This window comes from Streptococcus sp. A23 (assembly GCF_043674155.1).
Taxonomy (GTDB): Bacteria; Bacillota; Bacilli; order Lactobacillales; family Streptococcaceae; genus Streptococcus; species Streptococcus suis_V.
In genome coordinates, this window is sequence record NZ_JBIMJP010000008.1 from 40,439 (window position 1) to 65,131 (window position 24,693).

The window sequence follows — 24,693 nt, forward strand, 5'->3', positions numbered from 1 at the left end:
AGCTGGATTCTTGCTATTATAGAAAGTAGATATTAACAATTGAAACTTAAAATTATTAAAGGTAATTTTTCAGTTTGTAAACTCGAAGATTATACAAAGATTAACTTGACTAGTTCTTATATTTTTATCGGTAAAACGGATGAAGAAAACTCACTGGTTTGTCTGAGTCAAGAAGTTCCTGATAATGTTATAGAAGAGGACAAAGATTGGATAGCTTTTCGTGTTGTAGGGGTACTTGATTTTTCATTAGTAGGTATCCTTTCACAGATTAGTCAAATATTAGCAGAAGCAAAAATCAGTATCTTTGCAGTATCTACTTTCAATACTGATTACATACTTACTAAAGCTAATAATTTCCCAGCAGCTATTGAAGTTCTTCAGAAAGCTGGATACGAATTTATTGATTAGGAGGTTCTATGTCTATTCAAGATTTACGAGATGTAAAAATCATTACGGCTATGATTACGCCCTTTAAAGAAGATGGTGCCATTAACTATGATGTATTGCCAGAATTGGTCGAACATTTGTTGGCTCATCATACGGAAGGGATTTTGTTGGCAGGAACAACTGCCGAAAGTCCAACTCTAACACACGCTGAGGAGTTAGAATTATTTGCGGCAGTACAAAAGATTGTCGATGGACGCGTGCCATTGATTGCAGGTATCGGTACCAATGATACCCGTGACTCCATCGAGTTTGCCAAGGAAGTTGCGGCCTTTGGTGGCTTTGCGGCAGGTCTTGCCATCGTACCTTATTACAACAAGCCTTCTCAAGAAGGTATGTACCAGCACTTCAAGGCTATTGCGGATGCTTCTGATTTGCCAATCATTATCTACAATATCCCAGGTCGTGTTGTCGTTGAAATGACGCCAGAAACCATGTTGCGTTTGGCGGAGCATCCAAATATCATTGGTGTAAAAGAGTGTACCAGCCTTGCCAACATGGCTTACTTGATTGAGAATAAGCCAGAGGATTTCTTGATTTATACTGGTGAAGATGGCGATGCCTTCCATGCTATGAACTTGGGTGCAGATGGTGTGATTTCGGTCGCATCTCATACCAATGGTGATGAGATGCATGAGATGTTTACTGCCATTGAGCAGCAAGATATCCGAACAGCCGCAGCCATTCAACGCAAGTTTATTCCGAAAGTTAATGCTCTATTCTCTTATCCTAGTCCTGCACCAGTCAAGGCAGTTCTCAATTACATGGGATTTGAAGTTGGACCACTCCGCTTACCATTGGTACCTTGTCCAGAAGAAGACGCCAAACGCATTATCAAAGTCGTCGTTGACGGCGACTACGAAGCAACCAAAGCAACTGTGACTGGTGTGGTTAGACCGGATTATTAAAAATGTCCGGGGGATATTTTTAACCCGAGCAAAGATAATTAGGGCATCAACTGCCATTTTCGACCTTTTATTTAAATTTATTCAAGCACATCATAAAATAGGTGTGCTTTTTTGTTTGGATGTGTAAACCTTTTCAATAAGAATTTGCCTTGTCAATGCTATAATGGAGGAGAAGGGAGGAAGCGGGATGAATATTTTGATCATTGGTGCTTCATTCGCTGGTTTGACAGCTGCAATGGAATGCCAGAAACGCTATCCACAAGCGATTATTTATGTGATTGACAAGGAAGAAAGTACAGGCTACTTTCCCAATGCACTCAATTGGAAAGTAAAAGGGGAAATTTCAAGCTGGGAAGAAGCGAGGGTTGGCTATTTTGAAGGGCTAGAGCAGTCGGCCGTTCATTTCTTACTTGGATGGGAATGCATTTCTATAGAAGCTGTATCTAAAAGAATAAGGCTAAAAAAAGAAGAAAGCATACGGGAATTATCCTACGACTATCTCATTTTAGCTATGGGTGCTCAACAAGTTTGGGGACACCAGTCGGTTGATCTATCGGAAAAGATTTTGACAAGTAAATCTATTGGAGAAGCTAAAAAGAGTTTCGAAAAGATTGAAGGGGCCGGAAGGGTAACAGTCATAGGAGCTGGTCAAATTGGTCTTGAAAGTTTGGAGGCTCTCAGTCGTTCATCCATTAAGATCAGGTTGATTGAATCACAAGAATGGCCCTTAGCCAAATATTTCGATCAAGAAATGGTCGATTTTATCTGGGGAGAGTTTGACCGAATTGGACTCGACTATCATTTTTCGGAAACAGTTAATGAAGTTAACTTGGATGAGATAGGTCAAGTCCAGTTACGCAGTTTGCAGGGAACATATCATTCGGACTTGGTGCTTTTGGGTACCAACTTTAGACCCCATACAGATTTGGTGGAAGGACTAGTGGACCTGCATACAGATGGTAGTATTCTGGTGGATGAGTATCTTGAAACCAGCCAAGCTGGAATTTTTGCGGTAGGGGATTTAATTCGGATGCCTGTTACCATGTTTGGGCAGGCCTACCTGCCCATGATCAACCACGCTATGTTGACAGGGCGTCTGGTTGCTGAAAATCTACTGGTTAAGCAGAAGAGCTTAAAGCCTGTTCAACGCATTGTCTCCACCCATGTGTTTGGCTATAATCTGACTAGCGTAGGACTGACAGAAAGGGAAGCAAACCTGTGGTTAGACACAGACACTGTTCGCATCCGTCATCCATTCAGTCAATGGGATAAACATGAAATAGACTTCAAAATGGTGGTCAGTCGAGGGGATGGACGTATTCTTGGTGGTCAATTGGTATCTTCCTCTGACCACATGGCACAGATGAATGTATTGGCACTAGCTATTTCAAAAAATATGACAGTTGAGGACTTGTTACAAGAATCCTGGCTTTGTTTGCCTGGTAGAACCGATCTGCAACCATTCATTATGGAAGCAGCCAATCAGTATTTGTGGCAAAAAACTGACCAAGAATAGGTGGTGATTGTGTGCATATTCTAGATTTATTAGAAAAACGTGAGCGCGCTATTTACCAGCTCTTTCTTCTCTTGCGCAAGTCCGTTACACCTATTGGAATAAAGGAAGTTGCCCAGGAGCTCCATCTGTCTAAATCTACCTTGTTACGCTATATAGAAAGTTTCTCTGAAGAGGTTGAAGAGGGCCAGTTTGGTCTAGTTTTTCAAATTAGAGAAGAAGAAATTGTCTTACAACGCGGAGCTAATTTATCCAGACAAGACCTGTTTGCCTATCTCTTTAGAACTAGTATCAAGTACCAGATTTTACTTTATTTTTTTGATAAAAATGAATGCTCCATCCCCATGCTAGCTCAAGATTTATTGCTGAGTGAAGCTACTTTGAACAGACACCTTTCGACATTAAACAAAGTCCTGAAAGAGTTTCAGGTGAGCATACGGAACGGTCGTTTGCGGGGTAGTGAGTTGCAAATTCGCTATTTTTATTATCAATTATTCTGGCTGACCAGGCCTTTCAAGGAATTAGAACAAGATCGGGTCTTTAGGGAGCAACTTGCTCATCTGCCGATTTTTGAACGCTTTTATCAATCCCAGTTTAATCCTCGACAGGCCCATCAGTTGGCTCTCTGGTTGATGATTGTCCAGAAAAGAATGCGATTGAAGGATTTGGATTTCCAGACAGTTTATCAATTAATGGCTCCCTATGAGCAACATAAATTTTACCGTCACCTCCGTCAGATCTTTTTAACCTTACGCCAGCAAGCATCTGCTTCCTTTCAAGAGGGTGACACAATGTCCGTTTTTGCCTTCTTGTTTAGTCAAGGGATAGTGGCAGCCCATCAACTAGAACAGGTCTTAGGATTCGGAGGCCCCATTATGGAAGCGACTAGTTGGGCCTTTCAACGTGTAAAAATACTCTTGAAGACAGATTTGACAGTGGAAGAAGGAGAACTCTATCATCTCAATCAGGTCTTTAGTCAGCTCTATTTTTTTACTTCCTGCATCGATAGTGGCTTGGATGAGTTGGCTGACTATGATCCCTTCATGCAAGAGGCTGCTTCTAGTATCTTGCACCATGTATCTGAGGAGATTTTTGGGAGAAGGCAAGCCCCAGCCACCAGTCATTTGCTATCTTTGACGCAATTATTTTCATATTTTATGCAGGTGGAGCCAACCATGGTGAAAATTGGGTGGGCATCCAGTTATCCATCTGTCATCAGTTCTCCCATTTTACATGTCTTATGTCAGTCCTTAGAACGCAATCGGTCAATTCAAATCGAGCCTGTCCAATCAGACCAATCCTATGATCTGGTTATTTGCCATGATTATCCTTGGCAGCAAGATCCATCTTATCATATCTATGGATTGCCAACTGATCAGGAGTTGAAGGATGTAAAGAGCCTTATCCAGACCATTCAACAGCGCAAGTTGGAGCAGTCTAAACGGTTGGTCGAACGAAAGCAGTTTCGGATTGAACGTCGGTGATAAACTTTCTAGTTCCCTAGGAAGTTTTTCTTTTGTCGCAAAAAGACAACTTTATCAGATTTTTTTGAAATTATAAAAAAATTGATAAGATTATTTTCGAAAAATAGATTACAATAAAATCACAAGGGAGTCGGAAACGCTTTCAAAAGTAATGATAAATCTACAAGGAGGACAGGAAATGTCAACTGAAAAATACATTATGGCCATCGACCAAGGCACAACAAGCTCACGCGCCATCATCTTTAACAAAAAAGGTGAAAAAGTTGGTAGCTACCAAAAAGAATTTACACAAATTTTCCCTAAACCGGGTTGGGTAGAACATAATGCCAATGAAATCTGGAATTCCGTTCAGTCTGTTATTGCGGGATCCTTTATTGAAAGTGGTGTTCGTCCAGACCAGATTGAAGGGATTGGTATCACTAACCAACGTGAAACGACAGTTGTTTGGGACAAAGAAACAGGACTTCCAATCTACAATGCCATTGTCTGGCAATCTCGTCAAACATCACATATTGCTGATCAGTTAAAAGCGGATGGACATGCGGATTTGATTCATAAAAAGACTGGTCTTGTAGTAGATGCCTATTTCTCAGCAACAAAAGTTCGGTGGATTTTGGACCAAGTTCCAGGTGCACAAGAACGTGCTGAAAAAGGTGAAATTCTCTTTGGAACTATCGATACTTGGTTGGTTTGGAAATTGACCAATGGTAAGTGCCATGTAACAGATTACTCAAACGCTGCCCGCACCATGCTTTACAATATCAAGGAACTCAAGTGGGATGATGAAATCCTTGAGCTCCTCAATATTCCAAAAGCTATGTTGCCAGAAGTTCGTTCCAATTCAGAAATCTACGGAACAACAGCGCCATTCCACTTCTACGGTGCAGAAGTTCCTATTTCTGGTATGGCAGGTGACCAACAAGCAGCCCTATTTGGACAATTGGCATTTGAGCCAGGTATGGTGAAAAATACCTATGGAACAGGTTCCTTCATCGTTATGAACACTGGTGAGGAAATGCAGCTATCTGAGAATAGTCTTCTCACCACTATCGGTTATGGCATTAACGGAAAAGTTTACTATGCACTAGAAGGTTCAATCTTTATCGCTGGTTCTGCAGTTCAATGGCTGCGTGATAGTATGCGAATGGTGGAAACATCGCCTGAGTCTGAAGAACTTGCTCGTAAGTCTACTAGCAACGATGAGGTCTATGTTGTACCAGCCTTTACGGGACTAGGAGCTCCATATTGGAATTCAGATGCGCGTGGATCTGTCTTTGGCTTAACTCGTGGTACAAGCAAGGAAGATTTTGTGAAAGCTACTCTACAATCTATTGCCTATCAAGTTCGTGATGTTATTGATACCATGCAATTGGATACAGGAATTGATATTTCTGTCTTGAAAGTAGACGGTGGTGCTGCCATGAACAGCCTTCTCATGCAATTCCAGGCAGATATCCTTGGTATTGAGATTGCCCGTGCGAAAAACTTGGAAACAACTGCACTTGGTGCAGCCTTCTTAGCAGGTTTAGCAGTTGGTTTCTGGAAGGACTTGGATGAATTGAAGGAATTGAATGCAGTTGGTCAATCCTTCAAGCCAGCAATGAATGAAGCACGCAAAGAACAGCTCTATAAAGGCTGGAAAAAAGCAGTTGCTGCAACGCAGTTATTTGCACAATTGGATGAAGAGTAAAAAGTTAGAAAGTGTGAAAACATGGAATTTTCAAAAGAAACACGTCGCTTAGCGATTGAAAAAATGCAAGATAGACAGTTGGATCTCTTGATTATTGGTGGTGGTATTACGGGGGCGGGTGTTGCCCTCCAAGCCGCTGCTAGTGGTATGGAAACTGGCTTGATTGAAATGCAGGACTTTGCCGAAGGGACATCCAGTCGTTCAACCAAGTTGGTTCACGGTGGGCTTCGTTACCTCAAACAGTTTGATGTAGAAGTAGTATCTGATACAGTTTCAGAACGTGCAGTAGTGCAAAATATTGCACCTCACATTCCCAAACCAGACCCAATGTTGCTTCCAGTTTACGATGAAGAAGGATCTACCTTTAGCCTCTTCCGCTTGAAAGTGGCCATGGATCTCTATGATTTGTTGGCTGGCGTCAACAATACTGACCTTGCCAATAAGGTGTTGACAAGAGAAGAAGTGCTGGAACGAGCACCGCATTTGAAAAAAGAAGGCTTGCTTGGTGGTGGAGTTTATCTGGACTTCCGTAATAACGATGCCCGCTTGGTAATTGAAAATATCAAACGTGCTGCCAAAGACGGAGCCTTGATTGCCAGCCGTGTCAAAGCGGAAAAATTCATCAAGGATGAGTCTGGAAAAGTTGTCGGTATCGTCGCTCGTGATTTGCTGACAGACAGCACCTTTGAAATCCGTGCTCGTTTGGTCATCAATACAACAGGACCTTGGAGTGACGAAGTGCGTAATCTTGGTGGAGAAGGTTCAGGCGTCCTTCAAATGCGTCCAACCAAGGGTGTGCACCTAGTTGTCGATAGTTCTCGCTTGTCTGTGCCACAACCAACTTACTTTGACACTGGACACGCTGACGGCCGTATGGTCTTTGTCCTTCCGCGTGAAAACAAAACCTATTTTGGTACGACAGATACGGACTATACAGGTGATTTGGCGAATCCAACGATTACACAAGAAGATGTCGATTATCTATTGGATATTGTTAACAATCGTTTCCCAGAAGCAAACTTGACCTTGGATGATATTGAAAGTGGCTGGGCTGGTCTTCGTCCACTCTTGTCAGGAAATGGAGCTTCTGACTACAATGGTGGCAATAATGGAAAACTCAGCGACGATAGTTTCAACAGCTTGATTGAAACCGTCAAAGGTTATTTGAACAATGAAAAGACTCGTGATGATGTGGAACACGATTTGACTCATCTGGAAGGTAGTGTTTCTGAAAAACACTTGGATCCGTCTGCTGTATCGCGTGGTTCTGCCCTTGACCGTGATGACAATGGTTTGCTCACACTTGCCGGTGGTAAAATCACTGACTTCCGTAAGATGGCAGAAGGTGCACTTGAAAAAGTGGCAAGTATTCTCAAAGAAGAACATGGGCGTAGCTTTAAACTCATCAATTCTAAGACCTATCCTGTTTCTGGTGGAGAATTGAACCCTGCAAACGTAGCAGAAGAAATTGAACACTTGGCACAATTAGGGGTGAAAAAAGGTTTGGACTACGAGGATGCCCTCTACCTTGCTAACTTGTACGGTTCAAATGCACCTAAAGTTTTTGCCTTGAACCATAAAGTAGAGGCTGTGTCTGACCTTAATCAACGGGATTTGCTTTCTCTTCATTATGCCATGAAAGAAGAAATGGCTTTGACAGTAGTGGATTATCTACTTCGTAGAACAAACTATATGCTCTTCATGAGGGAACAATTGGATGCAGTAGCACCTGAAATCATCAAGGAAATGACAGCATACTATAGTTGGACAGCAGATGAAGTTGCACAGCAAGAAGCTTTGCTTATAGCTACTCTTAATAAGAATGATTTGACCTATCTAAAGAAGGTGTAATACAATTTATGAAAAGGCTTACCAAGCTGAACAATATAAAAGAACCCAAGGAGGCTTTATGAAATTTTTACGTTCTACCATCGGCTATATGATTGCCGGTATGCTTGTTATGAGTGTCTGGGGGGCATTTGCGGATGCCTACGGCATTATTGGAGGCTACTTTGCTGCCTTTATTATCATCGGTCCAATGTGGTTTATGAACCATTATCTGGGGCTAATCAAACACGATGATGACTCAGCTTTTGTCGATATGGGGCTGGGAATCGGTCTGTGTGGTATTTTCCGTGATGCCTTTATAAATGGATTTGGTACTGTGGTTGAATCACTTCCGACCATCGTCTTGGTTGTCATCGGCGCAACCATCGCTGGACTGGTTGCAGCCAAGATTGAAGAAGATATGGAAAAAGATTAAGGAGGGTATCACATGACAGTTCAACAAGCAATTGCTACTTTGGTTGGTGCGTTTCTCTTCCCCTTCATCATTCGGATGGCCTGGGGACAGATGGTTGAAAAATTTGGTCCGATTGGTGGTTGGATCGCTGCGTCAATGATTGTCGGGACGGCCTGGACCATTAACCACGGTGTGGGGCTTATCACCCAATCAGGGTCTGCCTGGGTTGATATGGGACTTGCTGCGGGTATCGGTGTATTTGTCGCATCAGTTGCGCGTGGTGGTAAGGCTGGCAAAGCCAAAACCAATCTCCTAGCAGCCCTGGTCGGAGGAATTTTAGGCGGTCTAATCCTATCATTTATCCTTTAAAAGCAAAGTTTCAAGTCGGGATGAAATGTCCCGACTTTTTATGATAGTGAATGAACCCCAGCAAGTCCTAGGCTTAACCAAGTACAGAGTCTTTTCAAAGTGAATGATGCTTGTCGTGACAATATGATCTTTCAAGAATATGAGCAAAATGTTTTACATTATCACTAATTATTGATAAAATAATACCAAATCAGAAACGAGGTAGTTTACATGAACAATACAGGTATTCATCACATTTCGACTTTGGTGGGCAACATCCACCAGGCTTATCATTTTTATCACCATATTCTTGGCTTGAAATTGACCCTGAAGACAGTGAATCAGGATGATTCGTCCATGTATCACCTCTTTTTCGGGGATGAAGATGGCCGGTTCGGTACAGAATTCACGATTTTTGACATGCCAAACTTCCAGATGGAACGCAAGGGAACCAATCGCCTAGAAAGAACGATTTTTCTAGTCAAGGATAAGTCAGCTCTGGAGTTCTGGGCACAACGTTTGACGGATTTTGAGGTCGAACATGGTGGAGTAGAAGTGATGGGAGACAGACATATTCTCAATTTCCAAGATGAGGATGGTCAAGATTTGGCCTTGACCTATCATGATACTATTGGTCCTATGTACCCAATGGAGACTGCCGAGATTCCTGAATCGGTTGCGATTTTAGGAATTGCTGGGATTCAGATGCGGGTGCTGGAGGAGAAAGTCCTGCTGGACATGCTGACAGAGAGATTTGGTTTTGAAGAGGAAAGCCGTTTTGATTATCAGGGACAGCAAGTCATTTCGCTCAAATTCGACAATGACTTCCAGCATCGCGTGCAGGTTATCGTCGATCAGGTTTCAAAAATATCCGTCATTGGGGTTGGTGCCATTCACCACGTAGCCTTTGGTGTCTTGGATACATTAGATTTAGAGGATATGGTTCATACACTTGACCTGCTCAACCGTCCGCACTCAGGCATTATCAATCGGGACTTTATGCACTCCCTCTATTTCCGCGCGCCGAACTACCTTATGTTTGAAGTGGCGACAATGGAAGGTCAGCACGAGGCCAAGAAAGCTGAGCAACATGATAAACTCGATGATGTTGAACTCTTCTTGCCAACCTTCTTTGAGGAGGACCGGGCTGAGATTGAAGAAGTTCTGAGAAATCGTTATTAGGAGACAGTCATGAACTATCATTTTGTGGAGGGGACTGCGCCCTGTCTCCTGGTCTTTTTTCACGGAACAGGTGGCGATGAGCAGTCCATGCTCTTTCTGAGGGAAAAATTGGATCCTGAAGCAGCTGTACTATCTTTTCGGGGCAATGTTGGTCAGGGGAAATCCCGTCGCTTTTTTGCTCCGCTGGTTGACGGGCAGCTGGATTTGCTTGATTTTGAGCAACGTTTGACCGATTTTATAGACCAGTGGCCACAAATTGCAGTAGCAGATTACCAGCAAATTACCTTTGTCGGCTTTTCAAACGGGGCTAATTTTATAGCAGGGCTCCTGACCAAGCGGGCTGATTTGGCTGACTGCTATCTCTTGCTCCATCCATCAGCTCTTGATTTTTCAGTGCCTTTGGAAAATAGCAGAGCGGACATTCTTGTGACGGCTGGCTTGCAGGACCAGTTGGTTGACCCAGTCGCAGTTCAAGAACTCTACCAAAATTGGCAGGAAACTGCCTTTCCCAAACTTCAATTAGCCATTTTTGACCAGGGCCACTTTTTAACGACTGATGAAATTGACCGCATCATCAACTGGTATCAGACAAAATAAAGACCTGAACTCTTGTGTGAACCGCACCCCAAAAGTTAGAGAGAAAAATCTAGCTTTTGGGGTGCTATTTTTATGAAATTGAGCTATGAAGACAAAATCAAAATCTATGAACTACGTCAAAGTGGTCAGTCTATCAAGAACTTATCAAAACAGTTTACTATTGCAGAATCTGTTATCCAATATATGCTTCGACTGATCGATAGGTATGGCATAAACATTGTCAAGAAAGGTAAGAACACCTATTATCCTCCAGAACTCAAGCAGGAAATGATTGATAAAGTACTTCTTGATAAGCAGTCAGTCCTCTCCGTCTCGCTTGATTACGCCCTGCCAAATCGTGGAACTCTTCCAAACTGGATAGCACAATACAAGAAAAACGGGTATACTATTGTTGAGAAAACAAGAGGGAGGCCACCAAAGATGGGGCGTAAACCAAAGAAAACCTGGGAAGAGATGACGGAGCTAGAGCGATTGCAGGAAGAAAATGAGCGTCTTAGAACGGAGAATGTCTACCTAAAAAAGTTGAGAGAGCTTCGTTTAAGGGACGAAGCCAGAGAGCAAGAAAGGCTCAAACAGTTAGAGAGATGGTCACAGAAGGATTCAGACTAAATATACTGCTGATTATTTCCCAATTAGTTCCTTCTACCTATTACTATCAAGTCAAACGATTGAATAAACCAGATAGAGATAAGGACTTAAAAGTTGAAATTCAAGCCATTTATGATGAACATAAGGGAAACTATGGCTACCGTCGCATTCACCTTGAGCTAAGAAATCGTGGATTTTCTGTCAACCACAAGAAAGTACAACGGCTGATGAAAGAGTTAGGTTTGACTGCTCGTATTCGTCGACGCAAGAGATACAAGTCTTACAAGGGTGATGTGGGCAAGAAAGCTCCTAATCTCATTGAGAGAGCCTTTGAAGGGGTTAAGCCTTTTGAGAAGTGCTATACAGATGTGACTGAGTTCGCTCTGCCAAATTGTGCTGAAAAACTCTATCTTTCTCCTGTTCTGGATGGCTATAATAGCGAAATTATTGATTTTACCTTATCCCGCTCTCCAAACCTCATACAAGTCAAGACCCTGCTTGAGAAGGTCTTCCCTGAGGAAACTTACCCAAATACCATTCTCCATAGTGACCAAGGTTGGCAATACCAACATGAAGTCTATCACAGTTTTCTTGCAAGTAAAGGCATATGTCCTTCCATGTCTCGCAAGGGAACCAGCACAGATAATGGCATGATGGAGTCTTTCTTTGGCATCTTGAAAACAGAAATGTTTTACGGATTTGAGAAAAATTTCAAGTCTCTGGATCAACTGGAGCAAGCTATTACCGAGTATATTTTTTACTACAACAATAAACGCATTAAAACAAAACTAAAAGGACTTAGTCCTGTTCAGTATAGAACTAAATCCTTTCAATAATATTTTTGGTCTAACTTTTTGGGGTCAGTACATGTGTTCAAGTCTTTTTTGCTATTAGACCAATGTTTCCAACTTGTCGACCAAGGAACCAACGTAAGCGATTGTTTCTTTAAGTGGTTGGTCTGTTGATACATCAACGCCTGCGTGTTTAGCCAGGTCTTGGGCAGAAAGACTTGCACCGAGTGACAAGGTTTCCAACCATTTTTCAACAACTTCTTCAGGATTTTCTTCCAATTGCTTAGCCATAGCCGTACCGATGGTCAAGCCAGCTGAGTAAGTGTATGGATAGAGGCCAATGTAGTAGTGAGGCTGGCGCATCCAGATAAGACCAGCATCGTCGCCGATTTCAAAGTCCTCACCCCAGAATTCTTTGATGACATCCAGCTTGATTTGGCAGAGAATGTCGCCGTTGAGGTATTCGTCATTGTCCAGACGAGTGTAAACCTCACGCTGGAAGGCTGCCTCAAGCAGGTGAGTGACCATGTTGTGGAAGTAAGTACGACTGATTAACTCACTAATCAGGTAAGCCTGGAAACCAGGGTCTTGGTTGTTTTTCAAGAGAGTATTACAAGTCAAAACTTCGTTGGCAGTTGATGGTGCCTCGATAAAATAGAGCGATGGGTCATAGCTGAGAATGCTTTGTTTCTTAGCCAATTGGAAATGCCCTGCATGCCCCAGTTCGTGAGCCAATACCAGGACTTCATTCATGAGACCAGTCCAAGAAAGCAGGATATAAGACGGTCCGTCATAGAGAGTCGCACAGAAACCACCAGTCGCCTTGCCCTCATTTTGCGCAAAGTCAATCCAGCGCTCATCGAAGGAACGTTCAATCATCTTGACATAATCGTCGCCAAGGATGCCCAAACAGTCAATCAAGAATTGTTTAGACTCTTCTGGCGTAATGCGTTGGTTAAATTCGGACGGTAGGCTGATTTTCAGGTCGGCGTGGGTAATTTTCTCCAAGCCATGAGCCTTAGCAACCAGCTTGACATAGCGACGCATGTGCGGTGCCAATTCTTTCATGATGACGTCAATCTGACGGTCGAAGAGGTCGCGGGAAACATTTTGGCGGTGAAGAAGGTAGTCAATGGTCGTGTCAAAACCGCGGAGGCGCGCCTCAATCTGCTCATTCTTAATGTGCGATAGATAGGTTGCAGCTGTTGTGTTCTTGTATTTTTTCAAGGTATTGTAGAAACCAGCAGCGGAATTACGACGAATTTCCGTGTCGTGGCTGATTTCGTAGTCATTTTCAAACAAAACATAACTGTTTCCGTAGGTTTGGCCATTTGCTTCAAAGCTGTCAAAGGTCATATCCTCAAACTTGGTAACCCCGTAGTTGTTGTAGGGTTGGCCAAAGGTTGGTGCAAAATTGGCCAAGAGTTCTTCTTGAAGAGGGTGGAGTTGGTGAGGTTTTTGGCGAATAATTGCCTCGAAAAACGCCTTCCATTGTGGCTGTTCAGCAATCAAGTCGTTCAAGACTGCCTCGTCAAGTAAGCCCAGTTCGGTGTCCAGGAAGGACAATTTTGGAATGGCAAAGGCACGCACTAATTCGTATTCATTGGCGAGGCTGGCCAATTCTGTATTCATCTTGTCGACTTCAAGTGGCAAGAAGGCATAGTGGTCCAGCTTGCCGAGGAGGATAGACAGGTCTTCGTATTCTTTCAGTGCAGCGACAATACTTGCTTTTTCGGTCAATTGACCTTTATAGGTTTTCTCAAATTTCTCAACTTGTTCCTTGTAGCTTGCAAGGGCATCCTTGTAGGCCTGGTTGTCTGGGAAAATCAGGTTGGTATCCCAGGTGAGTTGCACGTCAATTTCATGGCGTTTTGGCATTGCTTGTGACATAGAATTCTCCTTTATTTTCAGAATTTTAAGTATATTATATCATAGAATGAAAATTATAACTTGACAAAACCGTGAAAAACCTAGATAATAGAAGTATGAAAGGGTTTACTGAAAACCAGAAAGGAGCTTAATATGCAAGTCATTAAACGTAGTGGAGAGATTGTTGAATTTGACCCAGAAAAGATTTATCAAGCCATTTTAAAGGCTGCGCAGACAGTTTATGTGATTGATGATACCTGGCGGAAAAACCTTGCCCAGGTGACTAAGAAGGTCGTACTTGACTTGGAAGAGGCTCATACAGAACGCCCAACCATCAGCATGGTACAATCCCAGGTGGAGCACCGTTTGCTGGATGCCGGCTATATCTCAATCGCAGAGCATTATATTTCTTATCGCCTGCAGCGTGATTTGGAACGCAATGGCTACGCGGATAAGATTGTCGTTCATCTGCGATTTGAGCAAGTACGTTAAAAGTAGTTATAGTTTATAGCTATAGGTTCATGTAACTAAAAACTATTGGTAATTTATGACATAATATGCTAGAATAAATGAAATCCATCCTTTTTGATAATCTGGATTTTATAACTAGTCATTCCCTAAGTTCGTGCCTTAGGGATTTTTTATTTCCTCTTATCTTTTTTGAAAATCCAGCCTAAAATTTTATTTTTAAATCGGTTTTAGCTGGACGAATTCTCCAAAATATTTTATTATAATAATAGATAGAAAACTGAGAGGAGGTAAGGTAGAGAGGTTGGGAAGCTGACTCTATCCTATATCAAAATCGGAGGTTATCAAATGAATAGAGAATTTAAGGCTATGGTTGTTGAGCAAGCAGGCGACGAGATTGTATTTGCTCCAAAAACCATTACAGTGGATGATTTGCATGAAGGTCAAGTCCTTATCAAAGTTGCCTACAGTTCGGTCAACTACAAGGACATGCTGGCTGTGCAGAAAAATTCCGGTGTCATCCGGAATTATCCCATGATTCCAGGTATAGACTTGGCTGGTACTGTAGTTTCGTCGGAGACAGATGAATTTACTCTTGGTCAGGAAGTGCTGGTGACCGGCTATGAAATGGGCATGTCCCATACAGGCGGATTCTCTGAATATGCCCGCGTTCCCAAAGATTGGGTTGTGCCATTGCCAGAAGGGTTGACAATGAAAGATGCCATGATCCTTGGCACGGCGGGACTCACAGCTGGTTTGTCTGTCCTGGCGCTTGAGAAAGCTGGAATGACAGTGGACAAGCAACCACAGATTCTCGTGACAGGTGCTAGTGGTGGCGTAGGCTCGGTTGGGCTTGCCATTCTCAAATCTCAGGGCTATGAGCATATTAGCGCTCTGACCCGAAAGAACAATCAGGATGAGCTGGTTTGCCGGCTGGGTGCTAGCAAGATTATCAAGCCAGATCAAGTCTTTATCAAGGAGAATCCACTCCTGCTCAAAGGGATTTACAATTATGTGCTGGACACAGTAGGTGGTGATGTGGTCGCTCATCTGATTCCACAGATTGACTATGACGGTGCTGTTTCGCTTTGTGGAAATGCCGGAGGTGTCAAGATGTTGACCAATGTTCTGCCATTTATTCTCCGTGGTGTACAGGCTTTGGGAATTGATTCTGTCCAAATTAGCCATGAAAAACGGACAGCAGTCTGGGAAAAATTCGCCAAGGAATGGAAGATTGTAGACCAGCTGGCTTATGATGAAATCAGCTTGGAAGAACTGCCTGAGACCATGACTCTTTTGAAAGAAGGGCGGCATTTGGGTAGAACCATTGTCAAAATTGGATAAACTGGACTGCTGAGATTTGATGTACAATAAAATCTATCAGTGGCGGAAGTCTGTTGCACACCAAAGGACCAACAAACGATAAGATAATTTTGAATAGTATGAAACGGCTAGGGATTACTTTAGTCGTTTCTTTGGTATAATGATAAGTATGAATCTGATTGTGACAACGAGTTTGAGGATGGATAGTCAGCTAGTTTCCCTTGCAGAGTCCATTGCCAAAGAACTACCTGCTATTTATCTGCCGCGTAATAAGCAAGCCCCTCTCGGTTTTTCTTGGACAACCTTCTTCTTCACGATGTGGGTAGCTGTTTTCCGCCAGGACTGGAAGTGGGCAGGTATTATGTTTGCAGCCAATGCCCTTATCGGTACCTTGGCTAACCAGTTTGACCTAGGTTACTTGGTCTTTGCGATCAATATCGTTATGGGATTTCTCTATAACAAATTACACCTTAAAGAACTACTTGCAAAAGGTTGGAAACCGGCGACTGACTCAGATGCAGAGCTCATTCGTACCAAAGGTCAAATCTAATAGACAAAAGATGACTTCGCAAGAGGTCGTCTTTTTGATATAATAGATTGGTAATTATAATTATTAGAATCGGCAAGGTAAATAAGGGAATAAAATGAAAATAGAAAAAATGACAGTAGAAGAGTTCTTACAACTGAAGAAGGATGCTCAGATTTCCTTGATTTTACTGATTATTTTTGGACTTGTCTTGTTTTCAAGTATGTTTTATATTACAGCGATTGGTGCAAGAACACAAATGTACAATTCTATAGGGATTACAGTGTTTTTATCTGTGGCCATGACAGCTTTTAGACCCTATTTTTTACCCAAAAATATCTTAGAGCAAAAACAACCTGAGCTGAAGCAGTATTCGACAGAGGGCTACTCAGTTTCTAGTGACTTTCTAAAAAGGGCTTTTCTAGTCTATTCGGTTGCGATTATTGTGGTTGTTTTCGGTTTTGCCTCTGCCTACGCAACTCGGGTTGAGACCATCCTTCCCGATGATACCTTACCAAGTCTGGAACAAAAGTCAATTATCGAGCAAGAGCTTGAGAACATCAGTGATGAGTAAAATTGTTTGAGATGGTTAAGTGACAAAAGGTTGGATCTTAGTAAGGGGGATATTTAGAGTGTCTGAGAAACAAAACTCCTCTCTAACATTGGAGGAATATTTACAACTTCGTAATGAATCAAGGTTTGCGACGATATTATTTGGAATTTACACTATTTTATTTGCAGCAGGTGGGTTTTATTTGGTTTCACAAGATGGCCGTGCTTATCTTTATATCTCGATAGGAATGACTATTTACCTGGCATTGGGAATGAGAGTGTTTATTCCTCCTTTCCATAAAAAAGCCTATCTTGAGTTGGCACAGCCACAATTAAAGACCTACCCATCTCAAAAATGTTTGATCTCCTCTCGTTTTATCTTTAGCCAATTAGGAGCTTACGGACTGGGCTGTATCGTCCTTCTAATTTTACTGGTGCAATCCTTATCTGCGATTCAACCGAAGGTGGAGATGATTGATTTACCGAGTATAGAAACCTCAACAACTGAATCAAGTACTACCCCTCCAAGCTTGAAGATCGATAATGAATAAGGTGATATTCACTTTCAAATAAGGTAAGAAGTGAAGATATGACCCACAGTCCAACTCAACGCTCGTCAGGGTCAGGATTTTGTGGACATACAAACGGTCGAGTTTGGTAAAATCGCCAGCAAGGTCGAGAATAACATCACGATCAAGATGACGGTTGATGGCGTGGAGCAGAAAATCCGAGTGGATGCGATTGGCTTTGATGAGGCAGGAAATATCCGCATTCAGGAATACACAACTGCCCAGAATGGTCTGAAAATCAGCCGTCAGAACCTCTTGGAAGACCTGTCCAAGTACGGCGGCACCATTGTCGGAGCAGGCAAGGGTGACTTTGTCGGCGGTGTTGAGATACCTAAGGGCACACGGATTGATGTCGTGTCGCAGTGGACTTCAAACTATAGCTTAGATGGGAATGGCAATAAATTTGAGGTAATCACCTTAGAAAATGGGGAAACTGCCTATCTGTCTAAATCAACAGACTTTAACGGGAACTCCGTTCCTGTTAGGTCGCTGGATTATTTGAAAGCAGACGGAACCATTAATTGGCCAAATGAGGATGGATTTGTACTTAAAGCCGATGGCAGTGCTGATAAGACAGAAGCCGTTTTAAGGGCGGGTGAGGTAATTGACCGCTTTGGTAGTCCATATGGCGCATTTACTAGTCCTGTGAAGGATGGAGTCGTTCTTGAGTACGATACTAGGGGATTGCCTTATCCTGAAAGTTATCAGGAATACCACCAATATGAAATTACAACAGATATTACAATGGAAAATATACAGAAAGCGTATGATAATCTACCTGGTTCTAGTAAAATAGAGTTTGATACTCAACTTGCTAGAAGAAGAAAGGAATTGTCCAATCTTGCGAGTAACTACATCGGGACTATTGATACAGTATTTGGAACAGGTGGAGGAACTCAGATTCAATTCGGGGGAGCCTTGCAATTTTACATTGATTTAGGTCTTGTGAGGGAGATATTGCCATGATAGATAAATTTTCAGCAGAAAAAGCTGCAATACAAAAAATTATTGACGAAAGAGGCTGGGAAACAATTCGTGTGGTTCTCTTTGATACAACTAATCGTGTTCCGTTTGCGATACATCTATTTGAAAAAGATGGTAAGTTTTTGATTCAGACTAGTGGGGAGCGAGGTAGTCTTGATGGAAATCCGGGGGTATTTGATAATTTCGAGTTAGCTAAAGAAGAATTTATTAAACAAATAGAGTTAGAAATTCGAGCTTCAAGACATGATGTAGAGCAACGAGGATTTTCTTACTACCCGTCTCCCCTTTGGGATAAGTACGCTATCCAATTGGTTACCGATACTATCGATGCAATAGGAGTTGTGGATGGTGCTTTAGAGTTGCTTCTTGCAGATCCTAATCATTGGTTTGTCAAAGATGAACAAGACCATCTTCTCAAACTCCAAGAAAAGTTGAACAACTACATTCACTTCATCGAAAGCAAGCAGTATGTGGACAGCTACGGGGATGACTTTACAGAAAAAGTTATCAATCTTACTTTCCAGTATGCTCCGTCAGATAACGGTCTTGCTTTCCTTGTGCAAGTTCAAAAAGTACTACAGCCAACAGATATTCGTTTGAAGGTTGTTGTGCCAGAGTAGAGTTTCTGAGTCCAGACAGGATTACCTTGTCTGGATTTTTTGGTATAATGGGAGGGTAGAAATATTCTTCATTGATACATAAGAAGCTAGGCTAGACTTGGTTTAAAGCGGAGCCTAGGAGTGGGAATGAAATTGGAGTTGTTATCTCTCGCATCCATTTTGAAACAAGTTGAGTAGCTCTGCTATTAACCACCCCGCAGACCGACCAACTAACGGATAAACAAATCAAAGAGTTGGAGTCAAAGAGTGATGCGGAGGTGGTTCAGGAGTTCTATCCGACTCTGGAGTCGGACTATAGTCAAATCAAAAATAGCACTTGGCAGGAGGAGAACAAGGAAGCCTTAGGCTTGGTTGATACTGGTCTCAAAATTTTGGCGGCCGTTGCCCTAGCAGCAGGAACGGTTATGACAGGAGGTGCTGCCCTTCTTTTTATTGACTCGCCATGGAATATTGAGGGGGTTGAAGTTTTGGATTCATGGTATATCAATCCATAGTATTCTCAAGGTTTAATGTATTAAGAGGTACAAATTTTATGATAGAAGAAGTAATTGATGCAATTAATGGACTTATTTATTTAATTGAAAAGTTTAAAATAAATGGTTTACAAGTTCAAGTAGATTATTTAAAACATCTAGAGCAGGAATTAAGAGAAAATTCTGTTCCTAAGCTGACTACAAGACAAAGAATGACTATCTATAATCAATTGTTTCCGCCAAGAGGAGGTCTTTCTGATATAAATTATTGGACAAATGATTTTGAGTCAAGAAAACAGATTAATGAACAACTTAATACTTTGAAAACGGTGATTTCGGACTATCTACTATTGGATTAGTATCAAATAATAACTTAGGGCTTGATGTCGCAAAAGATATTGCTAAAAGTCGAGGTGGTCTTACACTGGAGTCAACAATTGAAGATACCAATATAATTATGAAAGATTGGAATATAGAAGATACATCTACCATTGTTGCTTGGGAAAGAGCATCAGATGTTTATGCAGAGCAAGTAACTGGGGAAGTTAGAGCCGTTGTGGGTAGTGAGTTACGAGAAGGAAATATTTGGGAAATATTGAGTTGCCAAGATTAAAAAACAATCCAAAGGTAACTAAAATTACAACAATTGATCCTAAGACTGGTTTAGAAACAGTAATATTTGAAAGAGGTCAATAAAAATGGAAATTACAGGAACAAATTCAAAAATTAAATTTGTATTAGATGATGGGATGATAGTTACTGCTGATGGAGAATTATTAACAGGTAGGAAATTCTATGTTTATACCTCTACAATGGTTTATGAGAGTAATAATCAAAAACTCACCAATGTCGAGAAAAGAAAGATTATTGTTGAAGCCCAACAAAGAACGTCGGAATCAGCTATGACGCTTGTGTTTGATGAAATCATACCCGAAAAAAAATAATTTCTATGATTTGAATACAGCAACCATCGACTCTATCGGTGTTGTGGACGGCCATCTGGAACTATTATTGGCAGATGGGAACGAGTGGCTCCCTGACACTGAGCAAGACCACTTGCTCAAACTCCAAGAAAAGCTGAACAACTACATTCACTTTATCGAAAGCAAGCAGTATGTGGACAGCTACGGGGATGACTTTACAGAAAAAGTTATCAACCTGACTTTCCAGTATGCCCCATCAGATAATGGTCTTGCTTTCCTTGTGCAAGTTCAAAAAGTACTACAGCCGACAGATATTCGTTTGAAGGTTGTTGTGCCAGAGTAGAGTCATTTCTACAAAATGAAGACTACATTTTCAGTATTTCTGGTACAATAGACTTATGAAAACAATCGTCACAACAAGTCTTCGGATGAATCAGACCTTGGTTTTAAGGGCTCAGAAAATAGCAACGCTTCTAAGTTTAGACTATCAAGACCGTCGTAAGAGGTCAGTCCAGTCCATCCTAGCAAAAACAGAAGCTGACGCGGTGCTTGTGGTATATCAGGGTCATCTAGTTTTGGAAGAAATAAATGGACAACGCTTCTTTTTCCACCCTGACACAGCTATCTTGCGTATCAAATCTGGAAGAGATCCGCTTTTGGAATTGCTCGGACCTAATAAACAAACCGTCCTGGACTGTACCATGGGGCTGGCTTCTGATAGTATTGTCCTAGCTAGTGCGGGACATCAGGTGACAGCCTTGGAGAGTTCTCTGCTTATTCATTTTATGGTGAGCCGAGGTCTGAAAGAGTTTGATAGTGGCAATGAAGCGGTTAATCAAGCCATGCGGTCTATTCAGACGATTTGGACGGACAGTTTGACTTATTTGAAAGATCTGGCCGATCTATCAGTTGATGTCATTTACCTGGACCCCATGTTTTCGCAGGAGATTACGGAATCGGATAATCTTGATGGACTAAAACCCTTTGCCAATTACTCAGCTCTTTCTGAAGAAATTTTGGTCGAAGCCAAACGAGTGGCTAGAAGAAAAATTATTATTAAGGCACATTTTAGAGATCAGTCATTTGAAAAATTAGGTTTTAGACGCCATATCAGATCCAATCAAAAATTTCACTACGGAGAAATTATTTTGGAGGAGATTGAATGAAAATATTAGTAACAGGCTTTGATCCATTTGGAGGTGAGTCTATCAATCCTGCACTGGAGGTCATTAAATCTTTACCAAAGCAGATTGCAGGCGCAGAGATTCTTCTTGAGGAGATTCCAACTGTTTTTTATCAAGCTGCAAGTGTTCTTGAAGAAGCTATGGCTAAGTATGCACCAGATATTGTGCTATGTATTGGACAGGCTGGTGGAAGGACGGAATTAACACCAGAGCGTGTTGCCATTAATCAAGACGATGCTCGCATTCCAGATAATTTAGGACAACAACCAATTGACACTATGATTCGTGAAGATGGGCAACCTGCTTATTTTTCAACCTTACCCATCAAAGCAATGGTTGAAGCCATTCGTGCAGCAGGACTTCCAGCCTCTGTTTCTAATACCGCAGGGACCTTTGTCTGCAACCATCTCATGTACCAAGCTCTCTACTTAGCTGATAAACAATTTCCAAAGACTAAGGCTGGTTTTCTTCATATTCCGTTTCTACCGGAACAGGTTCTTGACAAACCAGGCTTTGCCTCTATGTCTCTAGCCGATATTGTTAGAGGAGTTGAAGCAGCCATTGGAGCAATAGTTGCATTTAAAGACAAAGAGGATGTGAAGAACGTTGGAGGTACGACACATTGATGGAGGATTGTATGGAAGCTAGGAAACGTGTCGAGGAGATGGAAAAAATATTTAATATGCATCTGGAGATGAACAAGTCCCTTGCTGATAGTGTTACCCAACTCAATCAGGCACAATCAAGTTATTTACGGTTGCTAGATTATTATCAAAGCCAGACCTATATGGAAGATCTTGATTTATCCAATAAGGGTTATTTTGATGGTATTCCTTGTGGTGTATTGAGTGAAGATGGAGTCTATAATTTGCTTTTTGACCGCTCGAATTTAGCAAGTCAACTGAGAGAACTAGCAGATCTGCTTGAGCAATAAAAATGGCAATAAAATTTTTAAAAAGTGTCAAGTTTTTTTCTTGACACCAGATGAAAGTGTGTTATAATAGAACATGTGCTAAATAGCTCTGCTATTTCACCAACCAAAAAACATATAAGAAAAGAGAAGATAAAAAATGGCAGTAAAAATCCGTTTGACTCGTATGGGTTCTAAAAAGAAACCTTTCTACCGTATTAACGTTGCAGACTCACGCGCTCCACGCGATGGTCGTTTCATCGAAACAGTTGGTACTTACAACCCACTTGTGGCTGAAAACTCAGTAACTCTTAAAGAAGAGCGTGTACTTGAGTGGTTGGCAAAAGGTGCACAACCATCTGACACAGTTCGTGCCCTTCTTTCTAACGCTGGCGTTATGAAGAAATTCCACGAATCAAAATTCTCTAAATAAGAACAGTAAGCGAGACTACTTATGGACATGATTGAAAATCTCATTATTGCGATTGTGAAACCCTTGATTTCACAGCCTGACAGCTTGACGATTAAAATCGTTGATACACCTGAATTTTTGGAATATCATTTGGATTTGGAACAATCGGATATTGGCCGTGTTATCGGTAGAAAAGGACGAACGATTTCTGCAATTCGTACGATTGTCTATTCTGTCCCAACAAGTGGTAAAAAAGTTCGTTTAGTGATTGACGAGAAAGAATAAGAAGGTCACCATTTGGTGGCTTTTTACTTACTTCAAGATAAAAAACTAGAAAGGGAATTATGAAACTTATTTGGAACTATCTGAAACACTATCCAAAATGGTTGATATTAGACCTGTTTGCCGGAATTTTGTTCGTAGCGGTCAACCTTGGTTTGCCAACCTTCTTGGCTCGGATGATTGACCAGGGGCTCACGCAAAATAATCCTGACCAAGTCTATTTCTGGGCTTGGATGATGTTGATAATCGTTGTGTTGGGTATTGTCGGTCGTGTCCTTTTGGCCTATGCTGCTGGACAGTTGACGACCAATATTGTCAAGGATATCCGCAATGATTTGTATGAAAAAATCCAAGATTATTCCCATCATGAATACGAGCAGATTGGTGTTTCTTCGCTTGTGACACGGATTACCAATGATGCCTTTGTCCTCATGCAGTTTGCGGAGCAGGTTCTGCGACTGGGTGTTATCACGCCTATGATGATGATTGCCTCGGTCATCATGACCCTGGTGACCAGTCCTGGACTGGCTTGGACAGTAGCAGTGGCTATGCCTTTCTTGGTCTGGGTCGTCTATTATGTGGCCATCAAGACCCGTCCTTTGTCTGAAATGCAGCAGCAAAAGTTGGATACGATTAACCAGTACGTCCGTGAAAATCTCATGGGGTTGCGGGTCATCCGGGCTTTTGCGCGCGAAGAATTTCAAGAAGAACGATTTGAGCAGGTCAACGAGGATTACACCGGCATTTCTAAGAAACTCTTCATTTTGACAGGTTTGACGGAGCCACTTTTTGTACAAATCATTATTGCCATGATTGTGGCCATTGTCTGGTTTGCCCTCGCTCCGCTCAAAGAAGGTAGCTTGCAAATCGGTGACCTGGTTGCCTTTATTGAGTATGGTTTTCATGCCCTTTTCTCCTTCTTGCTCTTTGCCAATCTCTTTACCATGTATCCCCGGACAGCAGTTTCAGCCAAGCGGATTCAGGAAGTTCTGGACATGCCGATTTCGATTTCTAAAAATGAAGACGGGATTACAGAGACAGAAACCCGCGGTTACCTGGAATTTGCCAATGTGACCTTTGCCTATCCAGGTGAGACCGAGTCGCCTGTTCTCCACAATATCTCCTTTAAGGCAGAACCTGGTCAGACCATTGCCTTTATTGGCTCAACGGGTTCTGGTAAGTCTACTCTGGTCCAGCTCATTCCGCGATTTTTCGATGTGACCCTGGGCCGGATCTTGGTAGATGGTGTGGATGTTAGACGCTACAATTTGAAAGCCCTCCGCAGCAAGATTGGCTTTATTCCGCAGAAAGCTCTGCTATTTACCGGAACAATCGCCGAAAACCTCAAGTATGGAAAGCTGGATGCCAGCATGACGGAGCTGGATGCGGCGGCTGATGTGGCTCAGGCCAAGGATTTTATCGAAAGCAAGGAAGACCGGTTTGAGACCCATTTGGCAGAAGGCGGTAGCAATCTGTCTGGCGGGCAAAAACAGCGACTGTCTATCGCACGTGCCATTGTCAAGGAACCAGAAATCTATATCTTTGATGATTCCTTCTCTGCCTTGGACTATCGGACAGATGCGATTTTACGCAAGCGCCTCAAGGAAGTGACGGAAAATGCGACTGTCCTTATCGTTGCCCAGCGTGTGGGAACCATTATGGATGCGGACCAGATTATTGTCCTCAACGAAGGGGAAATTGTCGGTCGTGGTAAGCACGATGAGTTAATGGAAAGCAATGAATTCTACCGTGAAATTGCCAATTCTCAACTCAATCGTCAGTCCTTGACAGAAGAAGAATAGGAGGGTGAT

29 protein-coding genes and 1 pseudogene are annotated in these 24,693 nt (G+C 42.1%); 29 read left to right on the top strand and 1 reads right to left on the bottom strand.

The genetic code is table 11. The features are described from left to right. Nucleotides 1-39: 39 nt before the first annotated feature. The 11 genes from ACHBIE_RS05900 to ACHBIE_RS05950 all read left to right on the top strand — a co-directional run bounded on the left by ACHBIE_RS05900 (nucleotide 40) and on the right by ACHBIE_RS05950 (nucleotide 11,832). Entirely contained in the window at nucleotides 40-408 is a 369-nt protein-coding gene (locus ACHBIE_RS05900; RefSeq protein ID WP_172009149.1) for an ACT domain-containing protein, read from the top strand. Nucleotides 409-416: 8 nt separating this feature from the next. Beyond that, nucleotides 417-1,352: a 4-hydroxy-tetrahydrodipicolinate synthase gene (gene dapA / locus ACHBIE_RS05905; RefSeq protein WP_172067505.1), complete on the top strand. Its 936-nt coding sequence runs from the start codon at nucleotides 417-419 to the stop codon at nucleotides 1,350-1,352. Between the two features lie 187 nt (nucleotides 1,353-1,539). Next, on the top strand, nucleotides 1,540-2,868 hold the full coding sequence (locus tag ACHBIE_RS05910; RefSeq protein ID WP_172067503.1) for an FAD-dependent oxidoreductase: 1,329 nt from the start codon (nucleotides 1,540-1,542) through the stop codon (nucleotides 2,866-2,868). 11 nt (nucleotides 2,869-2,879) lie between these two features. Continuing rightward, nucleotides 2,880-4,349: a helix-turn-helix domain-containing protein gene (locus ACHBIE_RS05915; RefSeq protein WP_172067501.1), complete on the top strand. Its 1,470-nt coding sequence runs from the start codon at nucleotides 2,880-2,882 to the stop codon at nucleotides 4,347-4,349. A 178-nt stretch (nucleotides 4,350-4,527) separates the two neighbouring features. Continuing rightward, on the top strand, nucleotides 4,528-6,039 hold the full coding sequence (glpK, locus tag ACHBIE_RS05920; RefSeq protein WP_172061854.1) for a glycerol kinase GlpK: 1,512 nt from the start codon (nucleotides 4,528-4,530) through the stop codon (nucleotides 6,037-6,039). A gap of 21 nt (nucleotides 6,040-6,060) precedes the next feature. After that, the gene (gene glpO, locus ACHBIE_RS05925) at nucleotides 6,061-7,890 is read left to right on the top strand and encodes a type 1 glycerol-3-phosphate oxidase (RefSeq protein WP_394732937.1); all 1,830 of its coding nucleotides are present in this window, start codon (nucleotides 6,061-6,063) and stop codon (nucleotides 7,888-7,890) included. Nucleotides 7,891-7,948: 58 nt separating this feature from the next. Next, complete coding sequence (locus tag ACHBIE_RS05930) at nucleotides 7,949-8,302, top strand: Lin0368 family putative glycerol transporter subunit (protein WP_105137809.1); 354 nt, start codon at nucleotides 7,949-7,951, stop codon at nucleotides 8,300-8,302. 12 nt (nucleotides 8,303-8,314) lie between these two features. Next, nucleotides 8,315-8,650, top strand: a complete 336-nt coding sequence (locus ACHBIE_RS05935; protein ID WP_105137810.1) for a Lin0368 family putative glycerol transporter subunit — start codon at nucleotides 8,315-8,317, stop codon at nucleotides 8,648-8,650. Between the two features lie 210 nt (nucleotides 8,651-8,860). Further along, the gene (locus ACHBIE_RS05940; RefSeq protein ID WP_105137811.1) at nucleotides 8,861-9,811 is read left to right on the top strand and encodes a VOC family protein; all 951 of its coding nucleotides are present in this window, start codon (nucleotides 8,861-8,863) and stop codon (nucleotides 9,809-9,811) included. 9 nt (nucleotides 9,812-9,820) lie between these two features. Further along, nucleotides 9,821-10,408, top strand: coding sequence for a hypothetical protein (locus ACHBIE_RS05945; protein ID WP_105137812.1), 588 nt, complete (start codon nucleotides 9,821-9,823; stop codon nucleotides 10,406-10,408). A 72-nt stretch (nucleotides 10,409-10,480) separates the two neighbouring features. Beyond that, nucleotides 10,481-11,832 (top strand): IS3 family transposase gene (locus ACHBIE_RS05950; protein ID WP_394732938.1). Its coding sequence is split into 2 segments (ribosomal slippage): nucleotides 10,481-10,922 and nucleotides 10,922-11,832, totalling 1,353 coding nucleotides; the frame shifts between segments, so codons are not numbered across the junction. Nucleotides 11,833-11,886: 54 nt separating this feature from the next. Here ACHBIE_RS05950 and pepF read toward each other — a convergent pair. Further along, a complete protein-coding gene (pepF, locus tag ACHBIE_RS05955) occupies nucleotides 11,887-13,677 on the bottom strand; it encodes an oligoendopeptidase F (RefSeq protein ID WP_105137814.1) in 1,791 nt (596 codons plus the stop codon). A gap of 132 nt (nucleotides 13,678-13,809) precedes the next feature. Between pepF and ACHBIE_RS05960 the strand changes: the two genes are divergently transcribed. From ACHBIE_RS05960 to ACHBIE_RS06045, 18 genes and pseudogenes are all read left to right on the top strand, one after another. Then, complete coding sequence (locus tag ACHBIE_RS05960; protein ID WP_105111991.1) at nucleotides 13,810-14,148, top strand: ATP cone domain-containing protein; 339 nt, start codon at nucleotides 13,810-13,812, stop codon at nucleotides 14,146-14,148. 324 nt (nucleotides 14,149-14,472) lie between these two features. Continuing rightward, a complete protein-coding gene (locus ACHBIE_RS05965; RefSeq protein WP_394732939.1) occupies nucleotides 14,473-15,468 on the top strand; it encodes a YhdH/YhfP family quinone oxidoreductase in 996 nt (331 codons plus the stop codon). A gap of 148 nt (nucleotides 15,469-15,616) precedes the next feature. Beyond that, nucleotides 15,617-15,997, top strand: a complete 381-nt coding sequence (locus ACHBIE_RS05970) for a hypothetical protein (protein ID WP_394732940.1) — start codon at nucleotides 15,617-15,619, stop codon at nucleotides 15,995-15,997. Nucleotides 15,998-16,091: 94 nt separating this feature from the next. Next, nucleotides 16,092-16,547, top strand: a complete 456-nt coding sequence (locus ACHBIE_RS05975) for a hypothetical protein (protein WP_105137816.1) — start codon at nucleotides 16,092-16,094, stop codon at nucleotides 16,545-16,547. Nucleotides 16,548-16,605: 58 nt separating this feature from the next. Beyond that, a complete protein-coding gene (locus tag ACHBIE_RS05980) occupies nucleotides 16,606-17,076 on the top strand; it encodes a hypothetical protein (protein WP_105137817.1) in 471 nt (156 codons plus the stop codon). An 81-nt stretch (nucleotides 17,077-17,157) separates the two neighbouring features. Further along, nucleotides 17,158-18,060 carry a glycohydrolase toxin TNT-related protein gene (locus tag ACHBIE_RS05985; protein WP_105137818.1) on the top strand — a complete coding sequence of 301 codons (903 nt, stop codon included), beginning with the start codon at nucleotides 17,158-17,160 and terminating at the stop codon, nucleotides 18,058-18,060. Then, nucleotides 18,057-18,698 (top strand): Imm59 family immunity protein, encoded by a 642-nt coding sequence (locus ACHBIE_RS05990; RefSeq protein WP_170238971.1) that lies wholly within the window; start codon nucleotides 18,057-18,059, stop codon nucleotides 18,696-18,698. Before ACHBIE_RS05985 ends, ACHBIE_RS05990 begins: the two co-directional genes overlap by 4 nt. A gap of 233 nt (nucleotides 18,699-18,931) precedes the next feature. Next, entirely contained in the window at nucleotides 18,932-19,192 is a 261-nt protein-coding gene (locus ACHBIE_RS05995; RefSeq protein WP_394732943.1) for a hypothetical protein, read from the top strand. Between the two features lie 38 nt (nucleotides 19,193-19,230). Further along, nucleotides 19,231-19,530, top strand: a complete 300-nt coding sequence (locus ACHBIE_RS06000; protein ID WP_174852991.1) for an ABC transporter — start codon at nucleotides 19,231-19,233, stop codon at nucleotides 19,528-19,530. Nucleotides 19,531-19,628: 98 nt separating this feature from the next. After that, nucleotides 19,629-19,784, top strand: coding sequence for a hypothetical protein (locus ACHBIE_RS06005; protein WP_394732944.1), 156 nt, complete (start codon nucleotides 19,629-19,631; stop codon nucleotides 19,782-19,784). A gap of 85 nt (nucleotides 19,785-19,869) precedes the next feature. After that, entirely contained in the window at nucleotides 19,870-20,115 is a 246-nt protein-coding gene (locus ACHBIE_RS06010) for a hypothetical protein (RefSeq protein WP_394732946.1), read from the top strand. A 10-nt stretch (nucleotides 20,116-20,125) separates the two neighbouring features. Then, nucleotides 20,126-20,437, top strand: a pseudogene (locus tag ACHBIE_RS06015) (DUF6572 domain-containing protein); the annotation flags it as partial. 55 nt (nucleotides 20,438-20,492) lie between these two features. Then, nucleotides 20,493-21,260: a class I SAM-dependent methyltransferase gene (locus ACHBIE_RS06020; RefSeq protein ID WP_394732947.1), complete on the top strand. Its 768-nt coding sequence runs from the start codon at nucleotides 20,493-20,495 to the stop codon at nucleotides 21,258-21,260. Continuing rightward, nucleotides 21,257-21,904, top strand: coding sequence for a pyroglutamyl-peptidase I (pcp, locus tag ACHBIE_RS06025; RefSeq protein ID WP_105137823.1), 648 nt, complete (start codon nucleotides 21,257-21,259; stop codon nucleotides 21,902-21,904). The genes ACHBIE_RS06020 and pcp overlap by 4 nt, the downstream gene beginning before the upstream one ends. 11 nt (nucleotides 21,905-21,915) lie before the next feature. Then, on the top strand, nucleotides 21,916-22,212 hold the full coding sequence (locus ACHBIE_RS06030) for a DUF4298 domain-containing protein (RefSeq protein WP_318830343.1): 297 nt from the start codon (nucleotides 21,916-21,918) through the stop codon (nucleotides 22,210-22,212). 136 nt (nucleotides 22,213-22,348) lie between these two features. Next, nucleotides 22,349-22,621 (top strand): 30S ribosomal protein S16, encoded by a 273-nt coding sequence (gene rpsP, locus ACHBIE_RS06035; RefSeq protein ID WP_105137824.1) that lies wholly within the window; start codon nucleotides 22,349-22,351, stop codon nucleotides 22,619-22,621. A 21-nt stretch (nucleotides 22,622-22,642) separates the two neighbouring features. Then, on the top strand, nucleotides 22,643-22,885 hold the full coding sequence (locus ACHBIE_RS06040; RefSeq protein WP_105137825.1) for a KH domain-containing protein: 243 nt from the start codon (nucleotides 22,643-22,645) through the stop codon (nucleotides 22,883-22,885). 59 nt (nucleotides 22,886-22,944) lie between these two features. Beyond that, nucleotides 22,945-24,684 carry an ABC transporter ATP-binding protein gene (locus tag ACHBIE_RS06045; protein ID WP_394732949.1) on the top strand — a complete coding sequence of 580 codons (1,740 nt, stop codon included), beginning with the start codon at nucleotides 22,945-22,947 and terminating at the stop codon, nucleotides 24,682-24,684. Nucleotides 24,685-24,693: the final 9 nt, after the last annotated feature.

Excerpts from the sequence above, each read along its gene's own strand:
- dapA (WP_172067505.1), top strand. The coding sequence starts at position 417 with ATGTCTATTCAAGATTTACGAGATGTAAAAATCATTACGGCTATGATT.
- ACHBIE_RS05910 (WP_172067503.1), top strand. The coding sequence starts at position 1,540 with ATGAATATTTTGATCATTGGTGCTTCATTCGCTGGTTTGACAGCTGCA.
- glpK (WP_172061854.1), top strand. The coding sequence starts at position 4,528 with ATGTCAACTGAAAAATACATTATGGCCATCGACCAAGGCACAACAAGC.
- glpO (WP_394732937.1), top strand. The coding sequence starts at position 6,061 with ATGGAATTTTCAAAAGAAACACGTCGCTTAGCGATTGAAAAAATGCAA.
- ACHBIE_RS05930 (WP_105137809.1), top strand. The coding sequence starts at position 7,949 with ATGAAATTTTTACGTTCTACCATCGGCTATATGATTGCCGGTATGCTT.
- ACHBIE_RS05935 (WP_105137810.1), top strand. The coding sequence starts at position 8,315 with ATGACAGTTCAACAAGCAATTGCTACTTTGGTTGGTGCGTTTCTCTTC.
- ACHBIE_RS05940 (WP_105137811.1), top strand. The coding sequence starts at position 8,861 with ATGAACAATACAGGTATTCATCACATTTCGACTTTGGTGGGCAACATC.
- ACHBIE_RS05945 (WP_105137812.1), top strand. The coding sequence starts at position 9,821 with ATGAACTATCATTTTGTGGAGGGGACTGCGCCCTGTCTCCTGGTCTTT.
- pepF (WP_105137814.1), bottom strand. The coding sequence starts at position 13,677 with ATGTCACAAGCAATGCCAAAACGCCATGAAATTGACGTGCAACTCACC.
- ACHBIE_RS05960 (WP_105111991.1), top strand. The coding sequence starts at position 13,810 with ATGCAAGTCATTAAACGTAGTGGAGAGATTGTTGAATTTGACCCAGAA.
- ACHBIE_RS05965 (WP_394732939.1), top strand. The coding sequence starts at position 14,473 with ATGAATAGAGAATTTAAGGCTATGGTTGTTGAGCAAGCAGGCGACGAG.
- ACHBIE_RS05970 (WP_394732940.1), top strand. The coding sequence starts at position 15,617 with ATGAATCTGATTGTGACAACGAGTTTGAGGATGGATAGTCAGCTAGTT.
- ACHBIE_RS05975 (WP_105137816.1), top strand. The coding sequence starts at position 16,092 with ATGAAAATAGAAAAAATGACAGTAGAAGAGTTCTTACAACTGAAGAAG.
- ACHBIE_RS05990 (WP_170238971.1), top strand. The coding sequence starts at position 18,057 with ATGATAGATAAATTTTCAGCAGAAAAAGCTGCAATACAAAAAATTATT.
- ACHBIE_RS06000 (WP_174852991.1), top strand. The coding sequence starts at position 19,231 with ATGATAGAAGAAGTAATTGATGCAATTAATGGACTTATTTATTTAATT.
- ACHBIE_RS06005 (WP_394732944.1), top strand. The coding sequence starts at position 19,629 with ATGAAAGATTGGAATATAGAAGATACATCTACCATTGTTGCTTGGGAA.
- ACHBIE_RS06010 (WP_394732946.1), top strand. The coding sequence starts at position 19,870 with ATGGAAATTACAGGAACAAATTCAAAAATTAAATTTGTATTAGATGAT.
- ACHBIE_RS06020 (WP_394732947.1), top strand. The coding sequence starts at position 20,493 with ATGAAAACAATCGTCACAACAAGTCTTCGGATGAATCAGACCTTGGTT.
- pcp (WP_105137823.1), top strand. The coding sequence starts at position 21,257 with ATGAAAATATTAGTAACAGGCTTTGATCCATTTGGAGGTGAGTCTATC.
- ACHBIE_RS06030 (WP_318830343.1), top strand. The coding sequence starts at position 21,916 with ATGGAAGCTAGGAAACGTGTCGAGGAGATGGAAAAAATATTTAATATG.
- rpsP (WP_105137824.1), top strand. The coding sequence starts at position 22,349 with ATGGCAGTAAAAATCCGTTTGACTCGTATGGGTTCTAAAAAGAAACCT.
- ACHBIE_RS06040 (WP_105137825.1), top strand. The coding sequence starts at position 22,643 with ATGGACATGATTGAAAATCTCATTATTGCGATTGTGAAACCCTTGATT.
- ACHBIE_RS06045 (WP_394732949.1), top strand. The coding sequence starts at position 22,945 with ATGAAACTTATTTGGAACTATCTGAAACACTATCCAAAATGGTTGATA.